Below are 24,771 nucleotides of genomic sequence, written 5' to 3'. Positions count from 1 at the left end.
CCAATCACCCCCTACTTAAAAGCAAATGTTTTAAACGCTGGATAAAAGATGTACTGTTTCCTTGTTCTACTCTTTCTATTTCATTTAATAATTGAGAAGTAATAAGTGCTAATTGCTTGGCAGCTTGTCCTTCTCGATCCAATTGGACAAAGGGCACTTGGTGTTGAACAGCTTTTTTCACTTTTTTATCTTCTAACACAGAGCCCAAGTATACGATTTCCAATTGTAGAAATTTCTTAACTACTGCCGAAACCCGCTGGAATGCTTCACGAGCTTGCTGTAAATCATCGACGCGATTCATAATCATTGAAAAATGAACATCCGACTGATTTTTGGCAATTTGTTTTATCGCACCGTAAGCATCCATTATAGCTGGAGGCTCCGGCGTTGTAACAACAATCACTTCTTTAGAAGATGATATAAATGAAACGGCTTCGAAGCTCATCCCTGCACCCATATCTAAAATAATGAAATCATATGTCCTTAAAATGAAACTTAAATCATCGAGGAAGTTATTCACCTTTTGTTTATCCAGTTGCAACATATTTGATAGTCCTGAACCACCGGCAATCATATCAATCCCTAATGGACCTTTTTCTATTAACTCATTGAATGAGCGCTTTCCATTAAAATAATCAGCTAAAGTAAACGGAAAAGAACGACCGATAAGAATATCTTGATTTCCCATACCTATATCCATGTCAATTAACAAGACTGTCTTCTTTCGCTCTTTCAATAAAAGGGATAGATTCAAGGATATATTTGACTTCCCCACACCGCCTTTGCCACTAATCACAGAGATGACACGACCTTCTGAAGCGATAAAGGGTTGATTATTCTTTAATTGATCACGTAGTTTAGACGCCTGATCATACATGAGCCGAATCCTTTTTGAGAACGATATCTAAAAAATTCTCCTTTGTCATCTCTTGCAGGTCTTCAGGTACTTCTTGTCCATTTGTCATATAAGCAATCCCTTTTTGATAATGAAATACCATCTCTCCTACTGCATGAAGGCTGCTCGTTTCATCCATTTTAGTAAATAGGAAACGGTCAATGTCCATTCCGATAAATTGCTCATATATCTCTTTCATATCTTCTACTTTTGCAGTAAGTGACAGCACTAGGAACGTCTCTGTTGGGAAATCAGTGGTTTTTGTTACAGAGGAAAGCTCCTTTATATTTTCCTCAAGTCGATAATTCCTTCCTGCTGTATCTATGAATATCACATCATAGTGAGCAAACTTCTCTACTGCTTGTTGATAATCTTCGGCAGAATAGCAAACTTCTATAGGTGCATGAAAAATATTGGCATATGTCCTTAGTTGCTCAATAGCAGCAATACGATACGTATCAGTTGTAATAAATGCCACCTGTTTTTTATGCTTTAATACCGCTTCAGCAGCCAATTTAGCAATTGTAGTTGTTTTCCCAACTCCTGTTGGACCTATAAGTTTAATTAATTGATTGTTATAAGTAATACCACCAAATGAAAGACCTGTGAGTTTACTATTTAGATATTCTTCTATCCATTCTGTCACCTTGCTATCACGTAATTGCTCTGATTCTTTATACCATCTGGCTAATAGATGATCTGTCATCTCATTTATAAGGAATGGCGGTAATTCCATATTGTGTAATCGTTCAATCATTCGTTTAACATCTGTCGGCATGGTTTCAGCTTGAATATGTAAATCGTCTCGCTTTTCTTTGATGAGTCCTTTTACTTCTTTCAATTGCGTAATAATTTGTTGCATATTCTCTATCTCACCTGAAGGAGTTTGCGGATCAGATGCCTGCTGTTTCACATCAGGGTCGAAACCTGCCATAATCTCTAGTTGCTCCTTTTTAAACAGACCGAGAAATCCCGTTGCTTTTTTCGTTTTTTTCGTCTGTAAAATCATGGCATCTGGCCCTAAATCTTTACGTATCCTCTCTAACCCTTCTGCCATTGTATTAACAGTAAACTTTTTCACTTTCATTATAGATTCACCACTCCAACGCTTTGTACTTCTGCATTAGCTTCTATCTCATTGTAAGAGAGAATAGGTACTTGCGGAAAATACCTTTCTGTCAATTGTCTTACATATAATCGAACAGCAGGTGAACATAAGACCACTGGTGAATGATTCAACATAGAACTTTGTTCGATTTGGTTTGCCAGTGACTCTAAAATCGTTTGTGTTTGCGTCGGATCTACCGATAAAAAACGCCCCTGTTCTGTTTGTTGAATGCCATCAGCAATAATCTTCTCAACTTTTCCAGATAAAGTGATCACTTTTAACGATTCACCTTCATGAAATTGATCGGTGATTTGCCTAGCGAGTGATTGGCGAACATACTCCGTTAATAAATCTGTATCAGTTGTCGATCGAACAGTATCTGCTAAACTCTCAAATATCACTGGTAGGTTCTTAATAGAGATGTTTTCTCTAAGTAATTTCGCCAGTACTTTTTGAATATCTCCCGTTGTTAAAGGCGTCGGTGTAACTTCTTCAACCAGAATGGGATAACTTGATTTTAAATGATCGATTAATTGCTTCGTTTCTTGACGACCAATTAACTCATGGGCATTATTTTTAATCACTTCAGTTAAATGAGTGGACACAACTGAAGGGGGATCAACAACCGTATAACCGTAAATCTCAGCTTGCTCTTTCGTGTCTTCATTAATCCATTTAGCTGGTAAACCAAATGAAGGTTCTATTGTGTCAATTCCTTCGATAGAATCTTCCTCGACACCTGGACTCATGGCTAAATAATGATCTAACAAGAGCTCCCCTTTGGCCATTACATTCCCTTTAATTTTGAGACGATACTCGTTTGGTTGTAATTGAATATTATCTCTAATGCGAACGACGGGGATAATAATCCCTAATTCTATGGCTAATTGCCTTCTAATCATCACGATTCGATCAAGTAAATCGCCACCTTGATTCGCATCTGCGAGTGGGATAAGCCCGTAGCCAAATTCAAATTCTATCGGGTCAACATTTAATAGATTAATCACACTCTCAGGACTTTTCATTTCATCCGTTTGCACTTCTTCTTCGATTTCTTGTAATTGTTCCTTGTCAGGTGCTGGTGTTTTAGAAATAAAATACCCACCAGCTATTAACAAGCCTGCAATAGGAAGTGTTAATAACAAGCCAATCGGTGTAAACACACCTAAGAAAAGAATAGTCGCGCCGGCAATATAGAGCATTTTAGGATAAGAGAATAATTGCCCAGTGATATCTGATCCGATATTTCCCTCTGAAGCTGACCTAGTGACAACTAACCCAGTCGCAGTAGACATGAGAAGAGCGGGTATTTGGCTCACTAATCCATCACCAATTGTTAACATAGAAAAATGAGTGGCAGCCTCTCCTATAGGTAAACCTAATTGTGTGACACCAATGATTATTCCAACGATTAGATTAATTAAGGTAATAATAATTGACGCAATTGCATCGCCTTTTACAAATTTACTCGCACCATCCATCGCTCCATAGAAATCTGCTTCACGCCCGATTTTTTCACGACGATTTCTAGCCTCTTGTTCAGAGATCATCCCTGCATTTAAATCTGCATCAATACTCATTTGTTTTCCCGGCATTGCATCCAAAGTAAATCTTGCTGCAACCTCTGACACTCGCTCAGTCCCTTTTGTAATTACAATAAACTGAACAATAACAAGAATGATGAACACAACTAAACCGACGATTACGTTACCTCCAGTAACAAAGGAACCAAACGTCTCAACAACTTTCCCCGCATCACCTTCGGAAAGGATGGCACGCATCGTAGAGACATTCAGCCCGATGCGAAATAAAGTCATTAAAAGAACAAGCGATGGAAATATAGAAAATTCTAGTGCTTCCTTCATACTCATGGCCATGAGTAAAACCATAAGTGCGAGCGCCATATTAATGATAATTAAAATACTTAATAGCCAATGGGGGAAAGGAATGATGAGCATAGCAACAATTAAAATAACGCTCAACAACACCGATAAATCTTTTACAGCCATCTGATTCTCTCCTAACGATATATAAAACAATCTATCTCTCCATCTTATGATAGATGGTTATTTTTAATAGTTATCATTTCTCCAATTGGTTTTTCACTTTGTATACGTAAGCTAATACTTCAGCAACCGCTTTAAAAAACTCTTCAGGTATACTCTCGCCAATATCAACTTGATCATAAAGACCTCTAGCAAGCGGTCTATTCTCTACCATGATTACTTTATGTTCATTAGCGATTAATTTTATTTTTTGGGCGACATGGTCGACCCCTTTAGCTGTAAGAATTGGTGCGTCTGCTTTAGACTCATCATACTTCAAACAGATAGCATAGTGAGTAGGATTGGTAATGATGACATCTGCTTTTGGCACTTCTTGCATCATTCTTCTTGTCGCCATCTCCCTCTGCCTTTGTTTAATTTTTGATTTAATTAAAGGGTCTCCCTCAGAATTTTTATGTTCATCTTTTATATCTTGCTTTGACATCCGTAAATTCTTTTCATAATCATATTTTTGGTATAAATAATCTAATATTGCTAGAACCAATAATGCTAACGAAGCAAATATCCCCATTTGAATGGTTAAATCTATGACTGTTTTCATTGCAGCCCCTATTGTTTTTTGCGAAAGAATGAGAATCTCGTCAATTCTTAACCATAAAATAGAAAAAACAACGACGCCAATTATACTAATTTTAAGAATCGATTTTAACATTTCAACAATGGCGCGGAGGGAAAAAATTCTCTTGAAGCCTTTAATCGGGTCTAACTTCTCAAGCTTCGGTTCAACTGGTTTTGTCGTAAATAACACGCCAACTTGAATATAATTAACAATGATTCCTGCGATCAGGGCAACAACCATAATTGGACCAACAATCATCACCAGTTCTTTTAAGACATCCAATAAAATCTTAAAAACGGATGCTTCCGTTACATCGAGTAATAAATATTCATTAAAAGAATGCTCAAGCATTGTGATGATGGAAGTTTGCAGAAAATCTGCGGCAAAGAAGAAGAAAGTAAAAACAGCTAGTAACATAATAGCGGTAGTTACATCTTGGCTCTTTGCAACTTGCCCCTTCTTACGACTGTCTTGTTTCTTTTTCGGTGTTGCTTTCTCTGTCTTTTCCCCAGCAAAAAGTTGTAAATCGAGTGTGAGAAACATTTTTTATGCCCCTCCCATCAAGTTCATCATGCCTCGTAAAAAATACAACATTTCTTCAAACAGTTTTGATACAACTAACATCATCACACCCATCACAATAAATAAAATGATGTAGCTAACACCTATTTTCAACGGTAACCCGACAACAAAGACGTTTAGCTGTGGGAAAGTTCGAGCGAGAATCCCTAATGCAACATCGACAAGAAATAAACAGCTGACAACGGGAATAGCCATTTGAAAGGCAATAACAAACATTCTACTAAAAGCTTTCACCATGTATTCAGCCATACTAGCATCTCCAAATGCAATCCACGGTTGATCGAGTGGCACATATTGATAGCTATAGAAGATACCGTCTAATAATAAATGATGACCATTGACCGATAATAGAAATAGAAGTGAGATAATGTATAAATATTGACCCGTAAGCGGACTTTGTGCACCAGTTTGTGGATCGATGACATTCGCCAAGGCAAAACCCATTTGAAAGTCGATAAAGCCACCTGCTGTTTGAATCGCCGATAATAATAAATAAGCAAGAAAGCCGATAAACAATCCAACCAATGCTTCTTTAAGAATTAGGAAAATATACATATTGTCTATTTCGAGTAATGGTAAATCAAGTGTAAATACCATAATCCAGGCAATAAAAAAACCAAGCCCTACTTTCATTGTATTTGGAACATTCCTATATGAAAAAATCGGCATCATTACAAAAAAGGAGGTAATTCTTACAAATACTAATAGGAAACTTGGAAAATAGTTGAATAATTCTTCCATAATAACTTTAACCTATATACCTTGTTAAATTAGAAAGAATATCATTTGTATAGCTAACCATATAATTTAACATCCATGGCCCAAAGACGACTATTCCAACTAATACAGCGACAATTTTAGGAACAAATGCTAGCGTCTGTTCTTGGATTTGTGTTGTTGCTTGAAAGATACTTACAATTAAGCCGACCACTAAAGCAAGTAATAATAATGGTCCGCATACAATTAGTACCGCCATTATCCCCTGCTCTGCAATTGAAATTACGGTTTCCGAAGTCATTTCCCTAACATTCCCTTACTTAAAAACTTTGTAGTAGTGATTTCACTACTAAATACCAACCATCAACTAATACGAACAATAAAATCTTAAAAGGTAATGAGATCATTACAGGTGGAAGCATCATCATTCCCATCGACATTAATACACTTGCCACGACCATATCAATCACTAGAAATGGAATAAAAATCATAAAACCAATTTGGAAGGCTGTTTTAATTTCACTAATAGCAAATGCCGGCACTAGTGCTGTTAATGGAATCTCCTCGATAGAAGTAGGCTTTTCAGCTCCTGAATAATCTAGAAATAACTGTAGATCCTTTTCTCTCGTATGAGCACTCATAAACTCTTTAAAGGGAAGGGAAGCTCGATCATATGCTTCCTCTAGATCAATTTCTTCATTGAAAAGGGGTGATAATGCTTGTTCATTAACCTCATGAAAAGTAGGCGCCATCACAAAAAAAGTTAAAAATAAGGCAAGTCCAATTATCACTTGATTGGGAGGCATAGATTGAGTAGCTAATGCCGTCCTAACGAAGGAGAGAACAATCACGATACGCGTAAAGCATGTCATTAATATTAAAATACTTGGCGCTAAGGAAAGTACAGTTAACATTAGTAACAGTTTAATAGATGTTGAAATATTATCAGGTGAACTGTTATTAAATATCTCCATTACTTCATTCATGTTCGTGATTACCTTTCTTCTTCACCTTATCAAGTTGATCGGAACGTGTTTTTTTCATATCTGCCAGTTGTTTACTAAGAATATCTTGGAAAGATTGGTTCTTAACTTGTTCACTTTCCGACTTCTTCATTATCTTGAAAGGTTGAGTAAGAAACTGTCTTGCTGGCAACGACTGCTCACCTTGTTCTTCATAATGTTTTAATAAAGTCTCCCGCTCTTCTTTATCAGCGACCTCACTGATGAGTTGTACATTTTCACCAACGCCTAGTATATACACTTTTTCACCTATTTTGACGACTTGCACCGAGCGGTTTTGACCTAAGGCAGTCCCCCCGAGGTGATTAACGACATTGGTTGATTTATAAGAGCGGCTTTTTTTATTAACGAACTTTAACAATCCATATAACAACGCTACAACAAACACTGTAGCAAAAATCATCTTAATAAAATCCCAAGCACTTAAACCGACATCGGTAGTGTCTGCTGTAATTTCTTCTGAGTCTATATCTTGTTCAACCTCATTGGTCTCTGCGGATTTCTCCTCATCATTCACCATTTCTTCTACACTTCTAGATTCAGCTGACGCAGTCACAATGAGTAACTGCGTCAAAAATAAGCAGGAAATGGTTAGTAGACATATTCTTCCTATTACTTGTTTATACATGTTCATTACATCTCACTTCTTACGGCTTATTGATTCAATGTTTTTGAAATCGCCTCGATAACCCTATCTGCTTGAAATGGTTTAACAATAAAATCTTTCGCACCTGCTTGAATCGCATCGATTACCATCGCCTGCTGCCCCATAGCAGAACACATAATAATCTTAGCTTGACTATTAATTTTTTTGATTTCCTTTAATGCGGTGATCCCGTCCATTTCCGGCATGGTAATATCCATTGTAACTAAGTCTGGCATTGTTTCTTTGTACTTTTCCACGGCTTGTACACCATCTGCTGCCTCACCTACAACCTCAAAACCATTTTTCACCAATATATCCTTAATCATCATTCTCATAAAAGCTGCATCATCGACAATTAATATTTTTTGAGACATTTTCTCTTCCTCCTTGATTACCTTAACTTTTTAAGACGATCTTGTTGACTGATTATTGAAGTGACCCTTACACCGAAGTTTTCATCTATTACAACCACTTCACCTTTGGCTATTAATCTACTATTTATTAATATATCTACTGGTTCGCCAGCCAATTTGTCTAATTCAATAATTGACCCTTGTGTCATATCTAAAATTTCTCTTACAGACCTTTTGGTACGTCCTAGTTCGACTGTTAGCTGCAATGGTATATCTAAGAGCATATCCAAATTATTCGTTTGCTTTTCAGCTGGTTGTTGAGAACCAAAATCTAAAAAGTTGGCCGGTTGAATCTGCGCCTGTTCCGTTTGTTTTCGCATGGACTCAGTGGGTTGTTGATAATAATTAGGCTGACTATATGTATCACCGTTTTCAGTGGCGCTATGAGACATATCACTCATTGATAAAGATGGGCGTCTCTCTTGCATCTGTGAAATCTCTTGCGGTTGTACATCATTTACTTCTTGCTCCTCAATTTCCTTGTCACTTTGTTCTTCAGCTGTAGTTTGTAATAACTCCTTCACTAAACTTTTTGCAAAGTGATAAGGTAATACTTGCATAATATGAGAATCAATTAATTGACCAATGATAATACGAAAAGAGATTTTCACTAGAGGATCTTCCCTAGGGATGGTTTCTGCTCCTTCACCTGTTGTTAAATTAAGTAAATCAATTGTCGGAGGAGATATATCCACCCTCTTTCCAAAAATAGTGGACATTGAAGTAGCAGCCGAACCCATCATTTGATTCATTGCTTCTTGCACCGCACTTAAATGAATATCTCCCATGTCTGCTGATGGTTGACTTCCATCGCCACCAAGCATCAAATCTGCAATGATCGATGCATCATGTTGATTAATGACGAGAATATTCGTTCCCTTGAAGCCCTCTGTATAATTCACCTTAATAGCAACATAAGGATGTGGGAATTCTTCAATTAATTTGTCATATTCGATAACAGAAACAGAAGGGGTCGTTATTTCTACCTTCTGATTTAATAATGTAGACAAAGCTGTCGTCGAACTACCAAAGGAAATATTTCCTATTTCTCCAAGAGCATCTTGTTCAATAAGAGTTAATTCTTGCCCTTTGTCTTGCTCTTCTGGAACAGAACGAAAAAATGTTTCATTCTCGTCTCCCGTTCCTTTTAATAATGCATCAATTTCATCTTGTGAAAGCATATCATTACTCATATTCTTCTTCTCCTTTCACAAAATCCAAAATTTGTACAGCCATTTTTTTATGGACTTTCCCAGGTTGTCCTGTGAATTTTGGAATTTCGCCAACTTTAATCTGCATCGGTTCGTGAATGCCTTGATCCAACTCAATCACATCACCAATTGATAAATCTAAGAAATCTTCAATACTAATATCCGTCGATCCTAATTCACATACAACGGGAATACTGGCCATCTCAATATTCTTTGTTAATCGTTCTATCTCTTCAGGCTCTCTGTTTTTCACATCTGATTCAATCCAATATCTTACTGATAATTTCGGCATAATGGCCTCTAATGCCACATGCGGGATACAAATGTTAATCATGCCACTCGCCTCACCTATTGTGGCATTGAGAGAAATCACGACAACTGTTTCATTAGGTGAAACCATCTGCAAGAATTGAGGATTGACTTCAAAATCTGCATAACTGGGCTCGATGTCTATTACATTACTCCAAGCCTCTTTCAAGAGAAGGAAAGCTTTCGAAAACGTATTAGACATAATTTTTGTTTCTATTTCTGTTAGGTTTTCTACTTTATTTAAGCTAGACCCTTTCCCACCCATCATGCGATCCATTAATGCGTATGCGATATTCGGATTAACTTCGATCAATAGTTTCCCATCAAGTGGTGGAACATCGAAAACATTAAGAATTGTCATTTTAGGAATAGAGCTAATAAACTCTTCATACGGAATTTGATCTGTAGATGTCACTGAAATTTGCACATAAGTTCTTAATTGTGCTGAAAAGTACGTTGTTAATAACCGAGCAAAATTTTCATGAATCCTTGTTATGCTTCTAATTTGATCTTTAGAGAACCTAAGAGCACGTTTAAAATCATATGTTTTAATTTTGCGCTCACTCTGTTCCTTTTTCAGTTGATCAGCGTCCATTTCTCCAGTTGAAAGGGCTGATAAAAGCGCATCTATTTCACTTTGCGATAAAACTTCTCCTGGCAAAAAAGTCACCTCCATATCTTTGAAATAAACTCTTATTTTTAAAAGATGAGTAATCTGACAGCAATTATGTTATTGGAGGATTGATTCAGTAATATAGATTTTTTCAATTTTGCCCGTTTCCATCAGGTCATTTATTTTTTCAGTTAAACTTTTCTGTAATAATAGTTGACCCTCTTTACCTCTTAAATCATCTGCTTGCATTTCTGATAACTCTTGAATCATTAAATTCTTTACTTGGAAATCTCTTTTCTCTAACTCTTCTTTCGCCTTTTTACTCTCCACTTGAATAGTAAAAGATATCCGAATATAATCGTCACTTGCTAGATTTGTCGTAATCTCGTCAATAGAAACAGTACGTTCAAGAATATCATCAATAGAAGACTCATTTGCATCCTTAGCAATTACATCCGTAAAGTAAAATAACGAACCACTAATTACCAGTAACAATGCCAGAATTCCAACGATGAGCCATTTTTTATTCATCTTCACCGTTCTCCTCCCACATAGAATGAGCTTTGATCATACCAACAGCCTGGTAGAACTGCTGAATACTTTTCACTACTTCTAATTCATTTTCCTTCACCACATACTTTTTACCATTGGTAAGTGTGATTGTCGTATCAGGAAACGATTCGACTGTTTCGATATAAAATGCATTTAACATAAACGATTGACCATTTAATCTCGATAATTTTATCAATTTATTGTAATAGGCAAACCCAAGCTTACCTAAACCTCCCCTTTTTAACGTTTCAAGTTAACGAGCTCTTGAAGAATCTCATCAGATGTCGTAATAATTCTTGTATTTGCTTGAAAGCCTCTTTGTGCAGTAATCATTTCAGTAAATTCTTCTGATAAATCGACATTAGACATTTCAAGTGATCCTGCTGCTAAGCTGCCTCTTCCATCACCTGCCACACCAATATTAGCCACCCCTGAGTTGGCAGAAGCTTGATAAAGGTTATTACCTGCTTTTGTTAACCCTGAGCTATTGCTAAATTTGGCTAAAGCAATCGTTCCAAGAATTTCAATCAGTCCATTTGAATAGACACCATTAATTTCACCAGAAGCACCTATATTGAAGCTTTCCAGTTTCCCTTCCGTATAACCATCAGGGAATACATTCGCATTTGATGCTCCTTCTACTTGTGTAAGTGCAGAAAAATCAAGATTAACTAATAATTGACTTTCATCTTCACCCGTTGCCATATTATCTGTTACACCGGAAGGAACTGGTATTCTAATGCCTTCTTTTAAAGCATCAGCACCAATGATTTGTCCATTTGCATCAAAACTTAATGTAAGATTATCTTCAGGTTGCGATGGTGGGGTTACCTCAAAAGTCCAGGAACCAGTTTCTTTCACATTTGATACATCAATTTGTAAGCCATGGGCGGATAATACGCCATTCTCTACAGCAGAAGCATTTACAGTGACATCACCATCAGGAGTTGAAATAGTATATACATCGCTTTCCAATGCCACAGTCCATGTCCCTGATCCTGTCCCCTTGTAACCCTCAGGATTTTTCACGCTAATATTACCAGCTTCTTCATTTGAACTTGTGATCGTGCCAACAGAAGATGGTTTTGGTTCTTCATTAAAAAAGACACCCCAGCTATTATCGCCCATCTTTTTAAAGTAAACCGTTGACGCATGGGCATTGCCATTACTATCAATTGTTTTTATTTGTTGATTGAATACCGTTCCAATATTCGCATCTTTTGCTAGATTTCCTTGCACTGTGATTGATTCTGTTGTCACTGAAGGTAGGGTGGCATTCACATTTACAACTACATCACCTAATACACCGTTATTATTATATGCCTGTACCTTTAAACCCTCACTATTCACTAGACTGCCATCATCATCCAAATAAAAATTACCTGCACGCGTATAATACTGTGCGCCACCTTGCTGAACGATAAAATAACCGTCTCCCTCAATACCTAAATCCAATGCTCTACCGGTTGTTTGCATACTCGATCCAGAGTGAATAACATCGATAGTAGCCAAAGTCGACCCTAGCCCAACTTGTGTTGCATTTCGCCCTCCACGTAATTCTGTCGGTGAAGATGGACCGGCTACCATTTGATTCATTGCATCTTTAAATGTAACTCTACTTTTCTTAAAACCGGCTGTATTAACATTGGCGATATTATTACCAATTACATCTAATTTTGTTTGAAAATTCTTCATTCCACTAATCCCTGAATACATTGAGCGTAACATTGCAATTCCTCCTTTAAATCATTACATCTATCATTTTTCTTTTATTCAATTTTCGTAATTTGCTGTGGTGTAATTAATTTTTCAGACCCTGAAATATGAAAATAGGTTTGTCCATCTTTAAAGGATACTGACTCTACTTTAGCTATTTGATTTTCGCCTTGATCATCCTGATAAGTAATTTCTTTGCCGATTAATAAACTAGATTGTACTAATGTATTCTCATCAATCGTTGGCTGATTTAGTTCAGAAATATTACTTGGTGATAATTGCGTGCCATCTTCAAGAATAAATGTGACAGTAGAATCTTTAAACTGTATGGAAGCAACCTTTCCAGTCCCTTGCTCCACTTCCACATTATCCTCACTACTATTTAATTTATGCCAAGTAATCTCTTTACCTACAAAATGAGAATAAGATAGTAATTGGTTCTGCTCTTGAATGTTGATCATTTCTTCCATACTTGTTGTCAAATTAGTCATTTGTTCTAAAGAAGAAAACTGAGCCATTTGTGATATGAATTCTTTATCATCCATCGGGCTTGTTGGGTCTTGATTTTGAAGTTGAACCATTAATAATTTCAAGAAATCATCTTTGCCTAATGTATTGCTATTATTTTTATTCGTTGTTTGTGATTGTGATAGCAATAAAGAAGAATCAATACTGTTTGTCATAAAACGTACCACCTAAACCTTTAGATTTAATAATTCTGCTTCTAATTCATCGAAAAAAGAGATCGTATCTGTGTCTTGTTCATTTTTTTCATTATGACCATGACCATTTTGGTTCGATTGGTTCTTCTCTCTTTGATTGAACGATTCCTCTGCTTGCTTTTGTTCTAGTGAAGTTTGATAAATTTCGATCTTATCGACATTGATATTTTGTGTATGAAATGCTTGTCTGAGAGATTGTGCGCTAGATTCAAATGCCTCTTTGGCTGCATGTGTACTCGCAATAATTCTAGCAATCATCATTTGATCTTTTTGGACAATTTCTATCTTTAATGTGCCTAAATGTTCTGGTGTGAGTTGTATGCTCAGTTTCTGTATCCCATTCACAGTGGTAAATTTCGCACGAGATAAGATATTCTCAAACTGTTTTATTTGTTGTTCTGCAGGAATTGGTTTACCATTTTGTAAAATAGGTAACTGCAAAGTATCGTTTTTAGTGGTAGCAACCGGATTTGCAGAAAGTTGCACAGACTTTATATCCGGATTTTGATCCTCTATTCGTTTACTCATAGTTGCTTGTATATCTACTTCTGCTTCCATTTGCTTTTGCTCACCATTTATTAACGTCATGCTTTGTGGTAAGTCTTTCATCAACTGTTGTGTTGAAAGTTTTGTCCCTTGGCCTTTTAACGAAATGGATTGAGGTATCTGTATTACCGCTTCTTTTTCTAGTATTTTCACGATGTCGCCTATGAGATCAGCTAATTGTTGTTGACTAAATGGCGATGGTTCCGTTTGTTGATTCATCATTTGCACAAGCTTTAACATTTGAAAGACGGCTTTATTTTGAGTGATGAGGTCAGTTGTTTGTGTCTGCGTCCGTCCACCTTCTACAGCTGAAATGAACTTTGATAGAAAATGCTCTCTAGCTTCTGTCGTATGTAAACCTTCAGCCATATCAGCTTGCTTTGTCAACAATGCTTGGATATGAGCAAAGACCAGTTCCATTTGTTCTTCTTCCATGTTTAATAACTGACTAGCCCGTTCTACAACAAGCGTTTCATCTCGTAAATCGATGTACATAAACGCTTGCCATTCTTCCGGCAAATCATCCCACTCTACTACCTCGAGAAGAGATAGCAAATCATCTTGATTTGTAACTGTATCTTTCGTGTCGCCGCTATTAGGAGTGACTGTGTCCTCAGTTGATACAACACTTCCTAAAAACTGAGCAAAATCGCCTTTACCTATCTTGTCATTAGCTGGTTCTGCTTTAGTAGATTGATAATTATGACTTATCGGTAACAGTGACATGAGTTCCATGAAACATCTCCCTCTTTATTCAGCGGCTTGCTCATCGTCATCTGTGGTAGAAGTATTTTCTACAGACGCTGTTACCAGGCTTGTAAATGAAGCAGCCTTTGTTGGTTCCATTTTTGCCAATATTTCAGCAAGTACTTCAGGTTTTACCTCTGCCAGGATTCGCACCGCTTCTTCTTCATTCATATTAGATAAAATAGGCGCAGCTTTTTTAGCCGCCATTTCTTCATAAGTTTTAATAATGTCACTAAACGCCCGTTTATTCTCTTCTTTCATTAAAACTAATTCGTCTACCCTATTCTCTAATCGTGTTTTTTCTTGGCTTGCTTTATTTAATTCATTGTCTTTACTTTCTACTTGATTTTGCAATTGCTCAATTCTTGCCTCACGGTCATTTACTTCTGCCTCTAGTTCAATCAGTCTATTTTCCATTGTTTGCATCATTTCTGTTTGATCTTCTTCAAAAAGGCTAGATAGAACAGGAATATTTTGACTATACTTTTTCGTCACTTCAAAAATGTTATATCCACTAACCGTTAGGATTAATAATCCAATTGCGATAAGGCCAATTAAAGTGGTGGCAATGATCATAAATATTTTAATAACCGGTCTAGACTTTTTCTCTTTGTGACTTTCCATCTTATCACCTAAAGTTCTTTATGGATAAATTGCTGGATTGAAATATCATCCATTTCAATATTTTCTAATCTCTTCATTTCTGATAGGTATTGCATCTTCTTCTTATTTTTCATGACTTCATATTTCTTAAACTCTGTCATTTTTTCTGCAAGCTTTTCTTGATAATAGTACATTTGTGTACGGGCATTCATTACTCTTTTTTGATAATGGTCTATTGTCTTTTCTAAATTCGAAATAAACTGTTGCTGATAACGCATTTCCACTACTTGTAATCCACTAACTAGTCTTTCAGATTGCATTTGATCTAGATTTTCTTTTTTCTTAAGCAATTCATATAGCTTGGTCGCAGCTTCTTCAAAACGTCTCGTCGCTTGATTATAAATATCCAAAGCTTCATCTTTTTCTCGTTCTTTTACATGCATAATTTTCTCGAACTTATATTTAAAAGACATCTGTTACTGTGCTCCTTCTCCAACTAGCGTAAATAGTTGTTCAATTCCAGCTTCAATCGTCACTTTTTCATCCGTTTGTTGCTTAAGAAAATTTAAAATTTGTGGATATAAAGTAATCGCTCGATCTATTTCTTGTGAAGAGCCTTTTTTATATGCCCCGATATTAATTAAATCCTCTGATTGCCTATAAGTACTAAGTGATTCTCTTAAGCTCTCAGCTGCTTTCATATGCTTTTTACTACTAATTTGATTCATTACACGACTTATGCTTTTTAGTACATCTACAGCAGGATATTGTCCCTTATTAGCAAGTTCCCTATCTAACACATAATGACCGTCCAATATACCTCTCACTGTATCTGCAATCGGTTCATTCATATCATCACCATCAACGAGCACTGTATAAAAAGCAGTGATAGACCCCTCTTTGGAGGTGCCAGTTCTCTCTAGCAGTTTAGGTAAAACTGAAAAAACTGATGGCGTATACCCTTTTGTTGTTGGCGGTTCGCCAATTGCTAAACCTATTTCCCTTTGCGCCATCGCTACTCGAGTAACAGAGTCCATTAGCATCATCACGTTCATGCCTTTGCTCCGAAAGTATTCAGCAATGGCTGTCGCTGTATAGGCGCCTTTTATTCTCATTAATGGCGGTTGATCAGAAGTAGCTACTATGACAATTGAACGCTTTAATCCTTCAGGGCCAAGATCTCTCTCGATAAACTCACGGACTTCCCTTCCTCTTTCACCAATTAAAGCGATAACATTAATGTCTGCTTTTGTATTTCTGGCAATCATTCCGAGTAGGGTGCTTTTACCAACCCCACTACCCGCAAAAATTCCGACTCTTTGGCCATTACCAACTGTTAGTAAACTATCAATCAACCGAACGCCTACCTCAATAGGTTCGCTAATAGGTGGTCTCAATAGAGGATTCGGGGGGTCTTGTTCTGTTGGCACCTCTCTTAATCCTTTTGGAAGTTGAGACCCGTCTAATGGTTTTCCCAGGGAATCAAGGACATTTCCTACAAGGGAAGTCCCAACTTTAATTTCTAACGGTTTGCCTGTTGTTTCTACTAAGCTCCCCGGTGATATATCAGTAACCGTTGTATAGGGCATCAGAATAATATTCTCATCTTTAAAGCCGACCACTTCTGCACGTATTTTCCTACTCTTCTTACTTTGGACATGAATATAGCAAACATCACCAATCGAACTAACCGGCCCTTGAGATTCAATCATTAGGCCAACAACTCTCTTGACTCTTCCGTATTTTTTGAAACTATCTACAACATGAATTTCCTCTAATAACTTATCCAAGTTCATGATGGGTCTCCAACCATTCTGACAGTTTTTCTTTGATCTCATCTATTTGACTCTTACATGTGGCATCAATTCGCCCATTATCTGAGTCAATCACACAATCTACTACAGAAAGTTCTTCATCAGGAAGGATATACAGGCCAGCTTCAACTGGTAACATTGCCTTTAGTTCATCCTTATAGCTTAATAACTCTATATATTTATCAGGATGAACAATTAGTTTAATGTTTTTGTAATGCTTTGCTTCTTTTAATGCGTTTTTTACATATGATTGATAGTGCTCAATATGATGAGTTAATTCCGTTGCAATGATTTTCTCTGCTACTTTCATACTAATCATTAATATCGCTCGGTCTGCTGACTGAATCGTTTCTTCATAATCAGTTTTTGCTGCATTAATCATCTCTTTTGCTTCTGCTAACCTAGAGGTATAAGTGTTTAATCCATCTTCCTTACCCTTACTCATCCCGGCGAGATAACCTTTCTCATATGCGTCTTTACGTGCCGCCTCTTGTTCTTCTTTTGCCTTTTCCTTTTCTTCTTGAACAGTTTGATATATGCGATCAGCTTGCTCATTTGCTGAATGGATAATTTCCTCCGCCTTCTTCTCTGCCTCACTAATCACCTGATCATAATAGTCAGATAGCTGCGGAGATGGATGATCCTCTGATTGTTTAAACATCGGCCGGATAGAGATTGTTATTTTCTCCTCTTCACTTAAGTAATCGTGAGAGGAATGTTTAAATAACCTAGACAATAATATCATCCCCTCCGCCTCTTGCGACGATGATCTCCCCAGCTTCTTCCAGTCTACGTACAATTGCGACAATTCTTGATTGCGCTTCTTCGACTTCTCGAAGTCGAACTGGTCCTAAAAATTCCATTTCCTCTTTAAATGTATCAACAGTACGCTGTGACATATTTTTATAAATAATCTCTTTTACTTCTTCACTAGACACTTTCAAAGAAAGCATGAGATCTTCACTTGCACAATCTCTTATCACTCGTTGAATCGCTTTATTATCAAGCGTAACAATATCCTCAAATACAAACATTCTTTTCTTTATTTCTTCAGCTAAATCTGGATCCTGAATTTCTAACGCATCAAGAATCGTACGCTCAGTTGAGCGATCCACTCCATTGAGCACTTCTACTACAGACTCAACTCCACCAGTTTGCGTATAATCTTGCGTAACAGTAGCGGACAGCTTTCTTTCTAAAATCTGTTCAACCTCATTAATAATTTCAGGAGAAGTGCCATCCATCACTGCGATTCTTCTAGCAATATCAGCTTGCGTATTTTGAGGTAATTCCGACAGTATTTGCCCAGCCTGCTGTGGCTCTAAATAGGAAAGAATTAACGCAATGGTTTGCGGATGTTCATTCTGAATAAAATTCAATATTTGTGTTGGGTCAGCTTTTCTGGCAAAATCGAATGGTCTCACTTGAAGCGAGGAAGTTAAACGATTGATTATCGCTGTTGCTTGCTCGTTTCCTAATGCCTTTTCGAGCACTGTCTTTGCGTATCCGATACCACCTTGAGCAATGTAATCTTGAGCAAGCGCGATTTGATGAAATTCATCTAGCACTTCTTCTTTTGCCTCATTGTCTACTTTTCTTACACCGGATATTTCTAAAGTCAACTTTTCAATTTCTTCTTCACTTAAATGTTTATAGACATTAGAAGCAATATCTGGACCTAAAGATATTAATAAAATGGCTGCTTTTTGCCGTCCTGAAAGATTTTTCTTCTCCCTTTTCACGCTTGACTGGCCTCCTAATCTTCCGTAATCCATGTTCTTAGGAGCTTGGCAAAGTCTTCCGGTTTCTCTTTAGCTAGCTTCTCTAATTGCTTGATTCGGATGCTTGCCTCTGTTTCCTTTACCTGATGTACATCGGGTAAAGAATCATTTAATTGCTCTTCCACTTCATACTCTACAATCTCTTCTTCTTTCTCTTTTTTATTACGTAAAAATAACCATAGCAATAATATAATCACTAATAATAATAATCCGACAACCAAATAGATCCACCAAGGAATCGTTGCTGTTTCTTCATTTGGAAATTCAACTTTTCCATTGAACTCTTGCACGGAGACAGCAATTTTATTTTGTAGCTCTTCATCAGTTAACGTTTCATTCAATGTGTCTTTATCGATGGATGTACGGATGATGGTTGATAAGATTTGCGTAATATCATTAATCCGATCTTGTGGCAATGAATTTGGATTATTCGCATCAGGTGGTTCCACCATTACTTGAATGCCCAAATCCCTTACCTTATATGGACTTTCAACGATTTCTTTTCTTATTCTGTTTACTTCATTATTAATTGTTTCTTCTATTTTTTCATAATCGCCGTTACTATTTGAACCTTCAACATAAGAAGAGCCAAGTGCATCTGCACCATCTTCACTTTGTGGGATGCCCCCTTCTGTATCTCCATTACCTGTGAAGGTTTCTGTTAGTTTTTGCGCACTAATGGCTATGCCTGCCATATTCTCTTCATCTACTGGTTCGACAAGATTTTCTTCTCTATTCTCTTGTGTAAAATCGACATCTGCTGTAACAGATACCACTACTTTTTCTTGACCCATTAATGTAGCTAGCATCGTTTGTACTTGACGTTGGATATCCTTTTCGATTTCTTTTTTAATTTCATGTTGTACGGCAAATTGAGAACCTGTCGAAAAATCTTCGCTATTTTTTAAATCGTAGTACTCAAAGTTTTGATTAGTTATGACGATATTATCAGTAGGTAAATTAGGTACACTTTTAGACACTAGATGATAGAGCGCTTGGATTTGTTGATTTTCAAATTTATAGCCTGGATCCGTGTTTAACACGATAGACGCTGATGCTTGTTCCTCTGTTTCATTTAAAAACACACCCGATTCAGGCATGTTTATCATAACTTTAGCGTTGTTAATACCGTCAATACCTTTCATTAACTCTGCTAATTCAGACTGCATCGCATCAAGCTTCATCACATCAAATTCATTTTCCGTCATGCCGATTCCAGCATTTTGACTAAAAAATGAATAATCAATATTACCACTATCTGGAATACCCTCCGCAGCTAGCTCTACCATTAGGCTATCTACTTGTTCTTCTGGTACTTTAATAGCTGTACCACCTTCAACGATTTCTGACTTAATCCCCTTAGCATCTAAATTTTCCTTTATACTGCCTGTTTCTGAGGGTGTCAGGTTACTATATAGTGGAACTAAGGTGGTTCTGGACGAAAGAAAAACAATCATACTAATACCAATGATTAATAATAACGGAGCACCGATAATTAGAGCCTTTTGCCCCTTTGTTTTCGCATCCCAGAATGTTTTCACCTTTGTACCATATGCTTGCAAAGAATCTTTCATCTAAAAATCCCCCGATGGTCCTTGGTTAGTCATCAGACGAGAATACGCGTTTTACACTTGCATTCTCATCATCTCTTGATATGCTTCAACTGCTTTGTTACGAACTTCTAGTGTTAAAGACATCGATACACTCGCTTTTTGCGCGGTGATCATTACGTCATGGAGGTCAACATCCTGACCCGTAGCAAGTTTTGTCGTCATTTCATCCGATGATATTTGACTTTCATTTACACTATCAATTGCATTTTTCAAAGCCGAAGCAAAGCTATTATGCGCATCACTTGGTGTAACCTCTCTTACGTTTTGATCATTATTCGGACTATTTGTATGTACGACGGGAGAAAAGCTATTAATATTCATCTCTTAGTCTCCTTCTTATTTACCAATTTCCAATGCCTTCAATAGCATATTCTTATTTGCATTAAATACAGTGACGTTTGCTTCATATGAACGTGTTGCACTCATCAAATCTACCATCTCTCTTAATGGGTCCACATTTGGCATTTCTACATACCCTTCTTCGTTAGCATCAGGATGAGATGGCTGATAGACGAGTTCAAAAGGCGTTTCATCTTCAACAATTCTCGTTACCTTTACACCATTACCCGTTTGACTTTTTTCATTTATTGCCGTTTGTAAAAATGATGAAAAGCCGTTATCTTTCGGTTGAAGCACGACAGATTTTCTTCTATAAGGATCTTCTCCAGTCACGCTACGAGTAGAATCAGCATTGGCCATATTTGAAGAGATGACATCCATCCTTAACCTTTGCGCTGTCAGTGCTGAAGCTGTTGTATCCAAACTACGAAAGATAGTCATCGATTATCTGCCTCCCTTAATTACGTTTTCAAGTCCATTAAATTTACTGCTCATGCGATCAACCAATGCATTGTATTGAATTTGATTTGCTGCAAGCTCTGACATTTCTTGATCCATATCTACACTATTACCACTTTCGTTATACGTTACATTTTTCTTCGTAAAAACTGTGGTACCTAAATTAGATGGCGTAATATCAAAATGCCTTTCATCCGTTTTATATGTATTCACGTTAGATATCGCGGATTTAAATGCAGATTTAAAACTTACATCTTTCGCTTTATATCCTGGGGTGTCAACATTCGCGATATTTTGCGAGATCACCTTTTGTTTTGTCGATGTTTGTTGAATTGCGTTTTCAATAATCGACATGGATTGTGAGAAGACTTTCACAAACTTCACCTCGTTTTTTCCAAAATTCTCTCCAATTAGCACTTACTAAACATTTCATCTATCATCATTGTAAAGAATATGAAATAATAAGTCCATGACCTAGAACGTATTTTTAATAATTCTTTTGTCCTATTTTCGACATTTTCCTCACTAGGTAAAAATACGCTCTATTTTTCTGCACTATTTATAAATACTATTAAATATCGGTTTAATCCAACTTTTATATTTTTTCTATTATAGGTATAATGAACTATAAGTGAGTATTTTTTGAAAAAATAGGTGTAAAGTTCTACTTCATTCGTTATTACTATATTATTTCGTTCGTAATAAAGTTGTAATATTAGAAAATTTGACATCATAAAAATAACACGGTAACGCACAACTGCGTCTCCGTGTTATTTTAAAGGGTCTTTAATTTACATCTTAGTTAGATTTTAATTTTTCTAATTCGAAAAGGAATTTATCGTTCAATACTTTAATATAAGTACCTTTCATTCCTAATGATCTTGATTCAATTACGCCAGCACTTTCTAATTTTCTAAGTGCATTAACGATAACAGAACGAGTGATTCCTACTCTATCGGCAATCTTTGAAGCAACTAATAAGCCTTCTTTTCCGTCCAACTCTTCAAAGATATGTTCAATTGCTTCTAGCTCACTGTAAGATAAAGAGCTAATTGCCATTTGTACAACTGCTTTACTTCTAGCTTCTTCTTCAATTTCTTCTGCTTTTTCACGAAGAATTTCCATACCAACTACAGTAGCACCGTATTCAGCTAAAACTAAATCATCATCTTCAAAAGCATCTTCCACTCTTGCAAGAATAAGTGTACCTAAACGTTCTCCTCCACCAATAATAGGAACAATTGTCGTTAATCCAGCGCCAAATAACTCCTTGTTTTCAATAGGGAATGCAGTATATTCACTATTCACATCTAGATTAGATGATGTCTCTTGAATGTTAAATAAGTTTTTAGTGTACTCTTCTGGGAACTGACGATCTTCTAGCATTTTCTTCATGCGCTCATTTTCGATTTGTTGGTTCGCAGCATATCCTAATAGTTTACCTCTACGGCTTACGACGTAGATATTTGCTTCGATAACAACACTTAAAGTTTCTGCCATTTCTTTAAAGTTAACTGGCTTACCAGCAGCCTTTTGCAGCATTGCATTAATTGTTCTTGATTTTTTTAATAAATTCATTGATTTTTCCTCCTATAACTTTGGAACATTATTTCAATCCCTTGAATGTTTCATTACTTTATTTTTTTGCTAAGATTTGCTTGATTAGGAGTACAATGAAATTTCATCAAATAAGGATTATAAAATAAATTGACTTAAATCTTTATTCTTAGAAATTTCCCCGAGCTTTTCTTCTACATATTGTGGCGTAATCACAATTTTCTCCAATGTTACCTCAGGCGCTTCAAACGAAAGGTCCTCAAGCATTTTTTCCATAATCGTCTGCAATCGTCTTGCTCCAATATTATCGGTATTTTGATTTACATCATAAGCAAATTCTGCAATCCTACGTATAGCATCGTCAGAAAATTCAATTTGTATACCTTCTGTTTCCAATAATGCTTGATATTGTTTGATTAAGGCATTATCAGGCTCAACTAATATTTTCACAAAATCATCCACAGTTAATTTTGTCAATTCGACTCTAATCGGGAAACGCCCTTGTAATTCAGGTATTAGATCAGACGGTTTAGCGGTATGGAATGCCCCAGCTGCAATGAATAATACATGATCAGTTTTAACTGTCCCGTATTTCGTTACAACAGTTGACCCTTCGACGACAGGAAGAATATCCCTTTGCACACCCTCTCGGGAAACATCCGCTGAGGAACCTCCTGAATTTTTACTTGCGATTTTATCAATTTCATCGATAAAAATCATACCAGATTGTTCTGCTCTATAGATGGCTTCAGAACCTACTTCATCCATATCAATAAGCTTTTGTGCTTCTTCGTTCGTTAACACTTTTCTAGCTTCGCTTACTGTAAGTTTTCGCTTCTTCTTTTTCTTTGGCATTAATCCACCAAGTGCATCTTGCATATTCATCCCCATTTGTTCCATACCCGAACCTTGGAGCATATCAAACATAGACGGTTGCTGCTCTTCTATTTCAACAGTGATGATTTCATCTTCTAGCTCTAAATTTTCAAGCTTTGTTTTAACTACTTTACGCTTTTGCTGAATTGATTGATCATCTTGTTGCTCTTGATCGCTCTCTTGTTGATCATTCCCACCACCAAAAAACATTTCTAAAGGGTTCTTATAATTGGCGGACTTTTTATTACTAGGTACGAGCAATTCGACAATTCGGCGATTAGCATTTTTCTCTGCTATTTCTTGCACACTTGCTACCTTTTCTTCTTTCACAAGTCGTACAGATGTCTCAACTAAATCTCTAACCATAGATTCTACATCTCTACCCACATAACCAACTTCAGTGAATTTCGTCGCCTCAACTTTAACAAATGGAGCACCAACTAATTTCGCAATCCTTCTTGCAATCTCAGTTTTACCTACTCCTGTTGGTCCAATCATTAAAATATTCTTAGGACTTACTTCATCACGAAGCTCTTCATGTAGTAGGCTTCTACGATATCTATTTCTTAATGCAACTGCTACAGCTTTCTTGGCATTTTTTTGACCGATTATGAACTGGTCTAGTCTTTCGACAATTTGACGGGGTGTTAAACTTGTCATTTTAACCATTTTAGCACTCCTTTGTTTTACAGTTCTTCCACAACAATATTGTGGTTAGTATATACACAAATTTCTGCAGCCATTTCAAGCGAAGCTTTTGCAATTTCCCGAGCTGTTAAATGTTCACCTGCAAATCTCTTTAAAGAGCGACCTGCTGCTAATGCATAGTTACCACCTGAACCGATTGCTAGCACACCATCGTCAGGTTCAATGACTTCACCTGTTCCTGATACGAGCAATAAACCGTCTTTATTCATAACAATTAGAAGCGCTTCAAGTTTCCGCAGAACTTTATCACTTCTCCACTCCTTAGCAAGCTCCACAGCCGCTCTCTGCAAATTACCATTGTATTCTTCAAGCTTACCTTCGAACTTCTCGAATAAAGTAAATGCGTCGGCAACAGACCCCGCAAATCCGGCAATCACTTTGCCATTTGCTAGCTTTCTTACTTTTCTTGCAGTATGCTTCATGACAACCGACTCACCAAATGTAACCTGTCCATCTCCAGCCATTGCATATTCGCCATTATGTTGTACTGCAAAAATTGTTGTTGCATGAAATTGTGACATGTTTATTCCTCCTTTTGGAGTATGTTAATAATCCACTATAGACTATATATGAGTATGACTTTTCGTTTATCCATCA

Annotated in this window: 28 protein-coding genes; all 28 read right to left on the bottom strand. The window is 36.7% G+C overall.

Annotation, left to right across the window (positions count from 1 at the left end; translation table 11 throughout):
- Positions 1–4: 4 nt before the first annotated feature.
- On the bottom strand, positions 5–877 hold the full coding sequence (locus MHH73_RS09630; protein ID WP_191812195.1) for a MinD/ParA family protein: 873 nt from the start codon (positions 875–877) through the stop codon (positions 5–7).
- On the bottom strand, positions 870–1,982 hold the full coding sequence (gene flhF / locus MHH73_RS09625) for a flagellar biosynthesis protein FlhF (protein WP_341066399.1): 1,113 nt from the start codon (positions 1,980–1,982) through the stop codon (positions 870–872). The genes MHH73_RS09630 and flhF overlap by 8 nt, the downstream gene beginning before the upstream one ends.
- Positions 1,982–4,012, bottom strand: coding sequence for a flagellar biosynthesis protein FlhA (gene flhA / locus MHH73_RS09620; RefSeq protein ID WP_191812200.1), 2,031 nt, complete (start codon positions 4,010–4,012; stop codon positions 1,982–1,984). The genes flhF and flhA overlap by 1 nt, the downstream gene beginning before the upstream one ends.
- A 73-nt stretch (positions 4,013–4,085) precedes the next feature.
- On the bottom strand, positions 4,086–5,171 hold the full coding sequence (gene flhB, locus MHH73_RS09615; protein ID WP_191812202.1) for a flagellar biosynthesis protein FlhB: 1,086 nt from the start codon (positions 5,169–5,171) through the stop codon (positions 4,086–4,088).
- Between the two features lie 3 nt (positions 5,172–5,174).
- A complete protein-coding gene (gene fliR / locus MHH73_RS09610) occupies positions 5,175–5,951 on the bottom strand; it encodes a flagellar biosynthetic protein FliR (RefSeq protein ID WP_191812205.1) in 777 nt (258 codons plus the stop codon).
- A gap of 7 nt (positions 5,952–5,958) precedes the next feature.
- Positions 5,959–6,228 carry a flagellar biosynthesis protein FliQ gene (gene fliQ, locus MHH73_RS09605; RefSeq protein WP_191812207.1) on the bottom strand — a complete coding sequence of 90 codons (270 nt, stop codon included), beginning with the start codon at positions 6,226–6,228 and terminating at the stop codon, positions 5,959–5,961.
- 19 nt (positions 6,229–6,247) lie between these two features.
- A complete protein-coding gene (fliP, locus tag MHH73_RS09600) occupies positions 6,248–6,913 on the bottom strand; it encodes a flagellar type III secretion system pore protein FliP (RefSeq protein ID WP_095369518.1) in 666 nt (221 codons plus the stop codon).
- Complete coding sequence (locus MHH73_RS09595; protein WP_191812209.1) at positions 6,906–7,583, bottom strand: flagellar biosynthetic protein FliO; 678 nt, start codon at positions 7,581–7,583, stop codon at positions 6,906–6,908. The genes fliP and MHH73_RS09595 overlap by 8 nt, the downstream gene beginning before the upstream one ends.
- A 20-nt stretch (positions 7,584–7,603) precedes the next feature.
- Entirely contained in the window at positions 7,604–7,969 is a 366-nt protein-coding gene (locus MHH73_RS09590) for a response regulator (RefSeq protein ID WP_191812211.1), read from the bottom strand.
- A gap of 17 nt (positions 7,970–7,986) precedes the next feature.
- Positions 7,987–9,201, bottom strand: a complete 1,215-nt coding sequence (gene fliY / locus MHH73_RS09585) for a flagellar motor switch phosphatase FliY (protein ID WP_191812213.1) — start codon at positions 9,199–9,201, stop codon at positions 7,987–7,989.
- A complete protein-coding gene (gene fliM / locus MHH73_RS09580; RefSeq protein ID WP_191812215.1) occupies positions 9,194–10,189 on the bottom strand; it encodes a flagellar motor switch protein FliM in 996 nt (331 codons plus the stop codon). The genes fliY and fliM overlap by 8 nt, the downstream gene beginning before the upstream one ends.
- 69 nt (positions 10,190–10,258) lie before the next feature.
- Complete coding sequence (fliL, locus tag MHH73_RS09575) at positions 10,259–10,672, bottom strand: flagellar basal body-associated protein FliL (RefSeq protein WP_191812217.1); 414 nt, start codon at positions 10,670–10,672, stop codon at positions 10,259–10,261.
- On the bottom strand, positions 10,665–10,889 hold the full coding sequence (locus tag MHH73_RS09570; RefSeq protein WP_191812219.1) for a flagellar FlbD family protein: 225 nt from the start codon (positions 10,887–10,889) through the stop codon (positions 10,665–10,667). Before MHH73_RS09570 ends, fliL begins: the two co-directional genes overlap by 8 nt.
- 44 nt (positions 10,890–10,933) lie before the next feature.
- Positions 10,934–12,421 carry a flagellar hook protein FlgE gene (locus MHH73_RS09565; protein ID WP_191812221.1) on the bottom strand — a complete coding sequence of 496 codons (1,488 nt, stop codon included), beginning with the start codon at positions 12,419–12,421 and terminating at the stop codon, positions 10,934–10,936.
- A 41-nt stretch (positions 12,422–12,462) separates the two neighbouring features.
- On the bottom strand, positions 12,463–13,092 hold the full coding sequence (gene flgD / locus MHH73_RS09560) for a flagellar hook assembly protein FlgD (protein ID WP_191812224.1): 630 nt from the start codon (positions 13,090–13,092) through the stop codon (positions 12,463–12,465).
- 12 nt (positions 13,093–13,104) lie between these two features.
- Positions 13,105–14,412 (bottom strand): flagellar hook-length control protein FliK, encoded by a 1,308-nt coding sequence (locus tag MHH73_RS09555; protein WP_191812226.1) that lies wholly within the window; start codon positions 14,410–14,412, stop codon positions 13,105–13,107.
- Positions 14,413–14,427: 15 nt separating this feature from the next.
- Complete coding sequence (locus tag MHH73_RS09550; protein ID WP_191812228.1) at positions 14,428–15,048, bottom strand: MotE family protein; 621 nt, start codon at positions 15,046–15,048, stop codon at positions 14,428–14,430.
- 8 nt (positions 15,049–15,056) lie between these two features.
- Entirely contained in the window at positions 15,057–15,500 is a 444-nt protein-coding gene (fliJ, locus tag MHH73_RS09545) for a flagellar export protein FliJ (protein ID WP_191812230.1), read from the bottom strand.
- A 3-nt stretch (positions 15,501–15,503) separates the two neighbouring features.
- Positions 15,504–16,823, bottom strand: a complete 1,320-nt coding sequence (fliI, locus tag MHH73_RS09540; RefSeq protein ID WP_191812232.1) for a flagellar protein export ATPase FliI — start codon at positions 16,821–16,823, stop codon at positions 15,504–15,506.
- Positions 16,810–17,577 carry a flagellar assembly protein FliH gene (gene fliH / locus MHH73_RS09535; protein ID WP_191812235.1) on the bottom strand — a complete coding sequence of 256 codons (768 nt, stop codon included), beginning with the start codon at positions 17,575–17,577 and terminating at the stop codon, positions 16,810–16,812. Before fliH ends, fliI begins: the two co-directional genes overlap by 14 nt.
- Entirely contained in the window at positions 17,570–18,616 is a 1,047-nt protein-coding gene (gene fliG / locus MHH73_RS09530; protein ID WP_191812237.1) for a flagellar motor switch protein FliG, read from the bottom strand. Before fliG ends, fliH begins: the two co-directional genes overlap by 8 nt.
- Positions 18,598–20,196: a flagellar basal-body MS-ring/collar protein FliF gene (gene fliF, locus MHH73_RS09525; RefSeq protein WP_191812239.1), complete on the bottom strand. Its 1,599-nt coding sequence runs from the start codon at positions 20,194–20,196 to the stop codon at positions 18,598–18,600. Before fliF ends, fliG begins: the two co-directional genes overlap by 19 nt.
- Positions 20,197–20,247: 51 nt before the next feature.
- The gene (gene fliE / locus MHH73_RS09520; protein WP_191812241.1) at positions 20,248–20,556 is read right to left on the bottom strand and encodes a flagellar hook-basal body complex protein FliE; all 309 of its coding nucleotides are present in this window, start codon (positions 20,554–20,556) and stop codon (positions 20,248–20,250) included.
- A gap of 15 nt (positions 20,557–20,571) precedes the next feature.
- A complete protein-coding gene (gene flgC, locus MHH73_RS09515; protein ID WP_191812244.1) occupies positions 20,572–21,015 on the bottom strand; it encodes a flagellar basal body rod protein FlgC in 444 nt (147 codons plus the stop codon).
- Between the two features lie 3 nt (positions 21,016–21,018).
- Positions 21,019–21,408, bottom strand: a complete 390-nt coding sequence (gene flgB, locus MHH73_RS09510) for a flagellar basal body rod protein FlgB (protein ID WP_191812682.1) — start codon at positions 21,406–21,408, stop codon at positions 21,019–21,021.
- A 423-nt stretch (positions 21,409–21,831) separates the two neighbouring features.
- Positions 21,832–22,611, bottom strand: coding sequence for a GTP-sensing pleiotropic transcriptional regulator CodY (gene codY, locus MHH73_RS09505; protein WP_095369536.1), 780 nt, complete (start codon positions 22,609–22,611; stop codon positions 21,832–21,834).
- A gap of 117 nt (positions 22,612–22,728) precedes the next feature.
- A complete protein-coding gene (hslU, locus tag MHH73_RS09500; protein ID WP_404826081.1) occupies positions 22,729–24,126 on the bottom strand; it encodes an HslU--HslV peptidase ATPase subunit in 1,398 nt (465 codons plus the stop codon).
- Positions 24,127–24,152: 26 nt separating this feature from the next.
- A complete protein-coding gene (gene hslV / locus MHH73_RS09495; RefSeq protein ID WP_191812249.1) occupies positions 24,153–24,695 on the bottom strand; it encodes an ATP-dependent protease subunit HslV in 543 nt (180 codons plus the stop codon).
- Positions 24,696–24,771: the final 76 nt, after the last annotated feature.

The sequence above is a fragment of the Cytobacillus sp. FSL K6-0265 genome, assembly GCF_038003465.1.
GTDB lineage: Bacteria > Bacillota > Bacilli > Bacillales > Cytobacillaceae > Cytobacillus > Cytobacillus stercorigallinarum.
Note: the sequence above shows the minus strand (reverse complement) of the source record. Positions and strands in the feature narration are given on the sequence as shown.

Bases quoted from the DNA above. Each gene is read 5' to 3' on its own strand.
- MHH73_RS09630 (WP_191812195.1), bottom strand. From the start codon at position 877: ATGTATGATCAGGCGTCTAAACTACGTGATCAATTAAAGAATAATCAA.
- flhF (WP_341066399.1), bottom strand. From the start codon at position 1,982: ATGAAAGTGAAAAAGTTTACTGTTAATACAATGGCAGAAGGGTTAGAG.
- flhA (WP_191812200.1), bottom strand. From the start codon at position 4,012: ATGGCTGTAAAAGATTTATCGGTGTTGTTGAGCGTTATTTTAATTGTT.
- flhB (WP_191812202.1), bottom strand. From the start codon at position 5,171: ATGTTTCTCACACTCGATTTACAACTTTTTGCTGGGGAAAAGACAGAG.
- fliR (WP_191812205.1), bottom strand. From the start codon at position 5,951: ATGGAAGAATTATTCAACTATTTTCCAAGTTTCCTATTAGTATTTGTA.
- fliQ (WP_191812207.1), bottom strand. From the start codon at position 6,228: ATGACTTCGGAAACCGTAATTTCAATTGCAGAGCAGGGGATAATGGCG.
- fliP (WP_095369518.1), bottom strand. From the start codon at position 6,913: ATGAATGAAGTAATGGAGATATTTAATAACAGTTCACCTGATAATATT.
- MHH73_RS09595 (WP_191812209.1), bottom strand. From the start codon at position 7,583: ATGAACATGTATAAACAAGTAATAGGAAGAATATGTCTACTAACCATT.
- MHH73_RS09590 (WP_191812211.1), bottom strand. From the start codon at position 7,969: ATGTCTCAAAAAATATTAATTGTCGATGATGCAGCTTTTATGAGAATG.
- fliY (WP_191812213.1), bottom strand. From the start codon at position 9,201: ATGAGTAATGATATGCTTTCACAAGATGAAATTGATGCATTATTAAAA.
- fliL (WP_191812217.1), bottom strand. From the start codon at position 10,672: ATGAATAAAAAATGGCTCATCGTTGGAATTCTGGCATTGTTACTGGTA.
- MHH73_RS09565 (WP_191812221.1), bottom strand. From the start codon at position 12,421: ATGTTACGCTCAATGTATTCAGGGATTAGTGGAATGAAGAATTTTCAA.
- flgD (WP_191812224.1), bottom strand. From the start codon at position 13,092: ATGACAAACAGTATTGATTCTTCTTTATTGCTATCACAATCACAAACA.
- MHH73_RS09555 (WP_191812226.1), bottom strand. From the start codon at position 14,412: ATGGAACTCATGTCACTGTTACCGATAAGTCATAATTATCAATCTACT.
- MHH73_RS09550 (WP_191812228.1), bottom strand. From the start codon at position 15,048: ATGGAAAGTCACAAAGAGAAAAAGTCTAGACCGGTTATTAAAATATTT.
- fliJ (WP_191812230.1), bottom strand. From the start codon at position 15,500: ATGTCTTTTAAATATAAGTTCGAGAAAATTATGCATGTAAAAGAACGA.
- fliI (WP_191812232.1), bottom strand. From the start codon at position 16,823: ATGAACTTGGATAAGTTATTAGAGGAAATTCATGTTGTAGATAGTTTC.
- fliG (WP_191812237.1), bottom strand. From the start codon at position 18,616: ATGGATTACGGAAGATTAGGAGGCCAGTCAAGCGTGAAAAGGGAGAAG.
- fliF (WP_191812239.1), bottom strand. From the start codon at position 20,196: ATGAAAGATTCTTTGCAAGCATATGGTACAAAGGTGAAAACATTCTGG.
- fliE (WP_191812241.1), bottom strand. From the start codon at position 20,556: ATGAATATTAATAGCTTTTCTCCCGTCGTACATACAAATAGTCCGAAT.
- flgC (WP_191812244.1), bottom strand. From the start codon at position 21,015: ATGACTATCTTTCGTAGTTTGGATACAACAGCTTCAGCACTGACAGCG.
- codY (WP_095369536.1), bottom strand. From the start codon at position 22,611: ATGAATTTATTAAAAAAATCAAGAACAATTAATGCAATGCTGCAAAAG.
- hslU (WP_404826081.1), bottom strand. From the start codon at position 24,126: ATGACAAGTTTAACACCCCGTCAAATTGTCGAAAGACTAGACCAGTTC.
- hslV (WP_191812249.1), bottom strand. From the start codon at position 24,695: ATGTCACAATTTCATGCAACAACAATTTTTGCAGTACAACATAATGGC.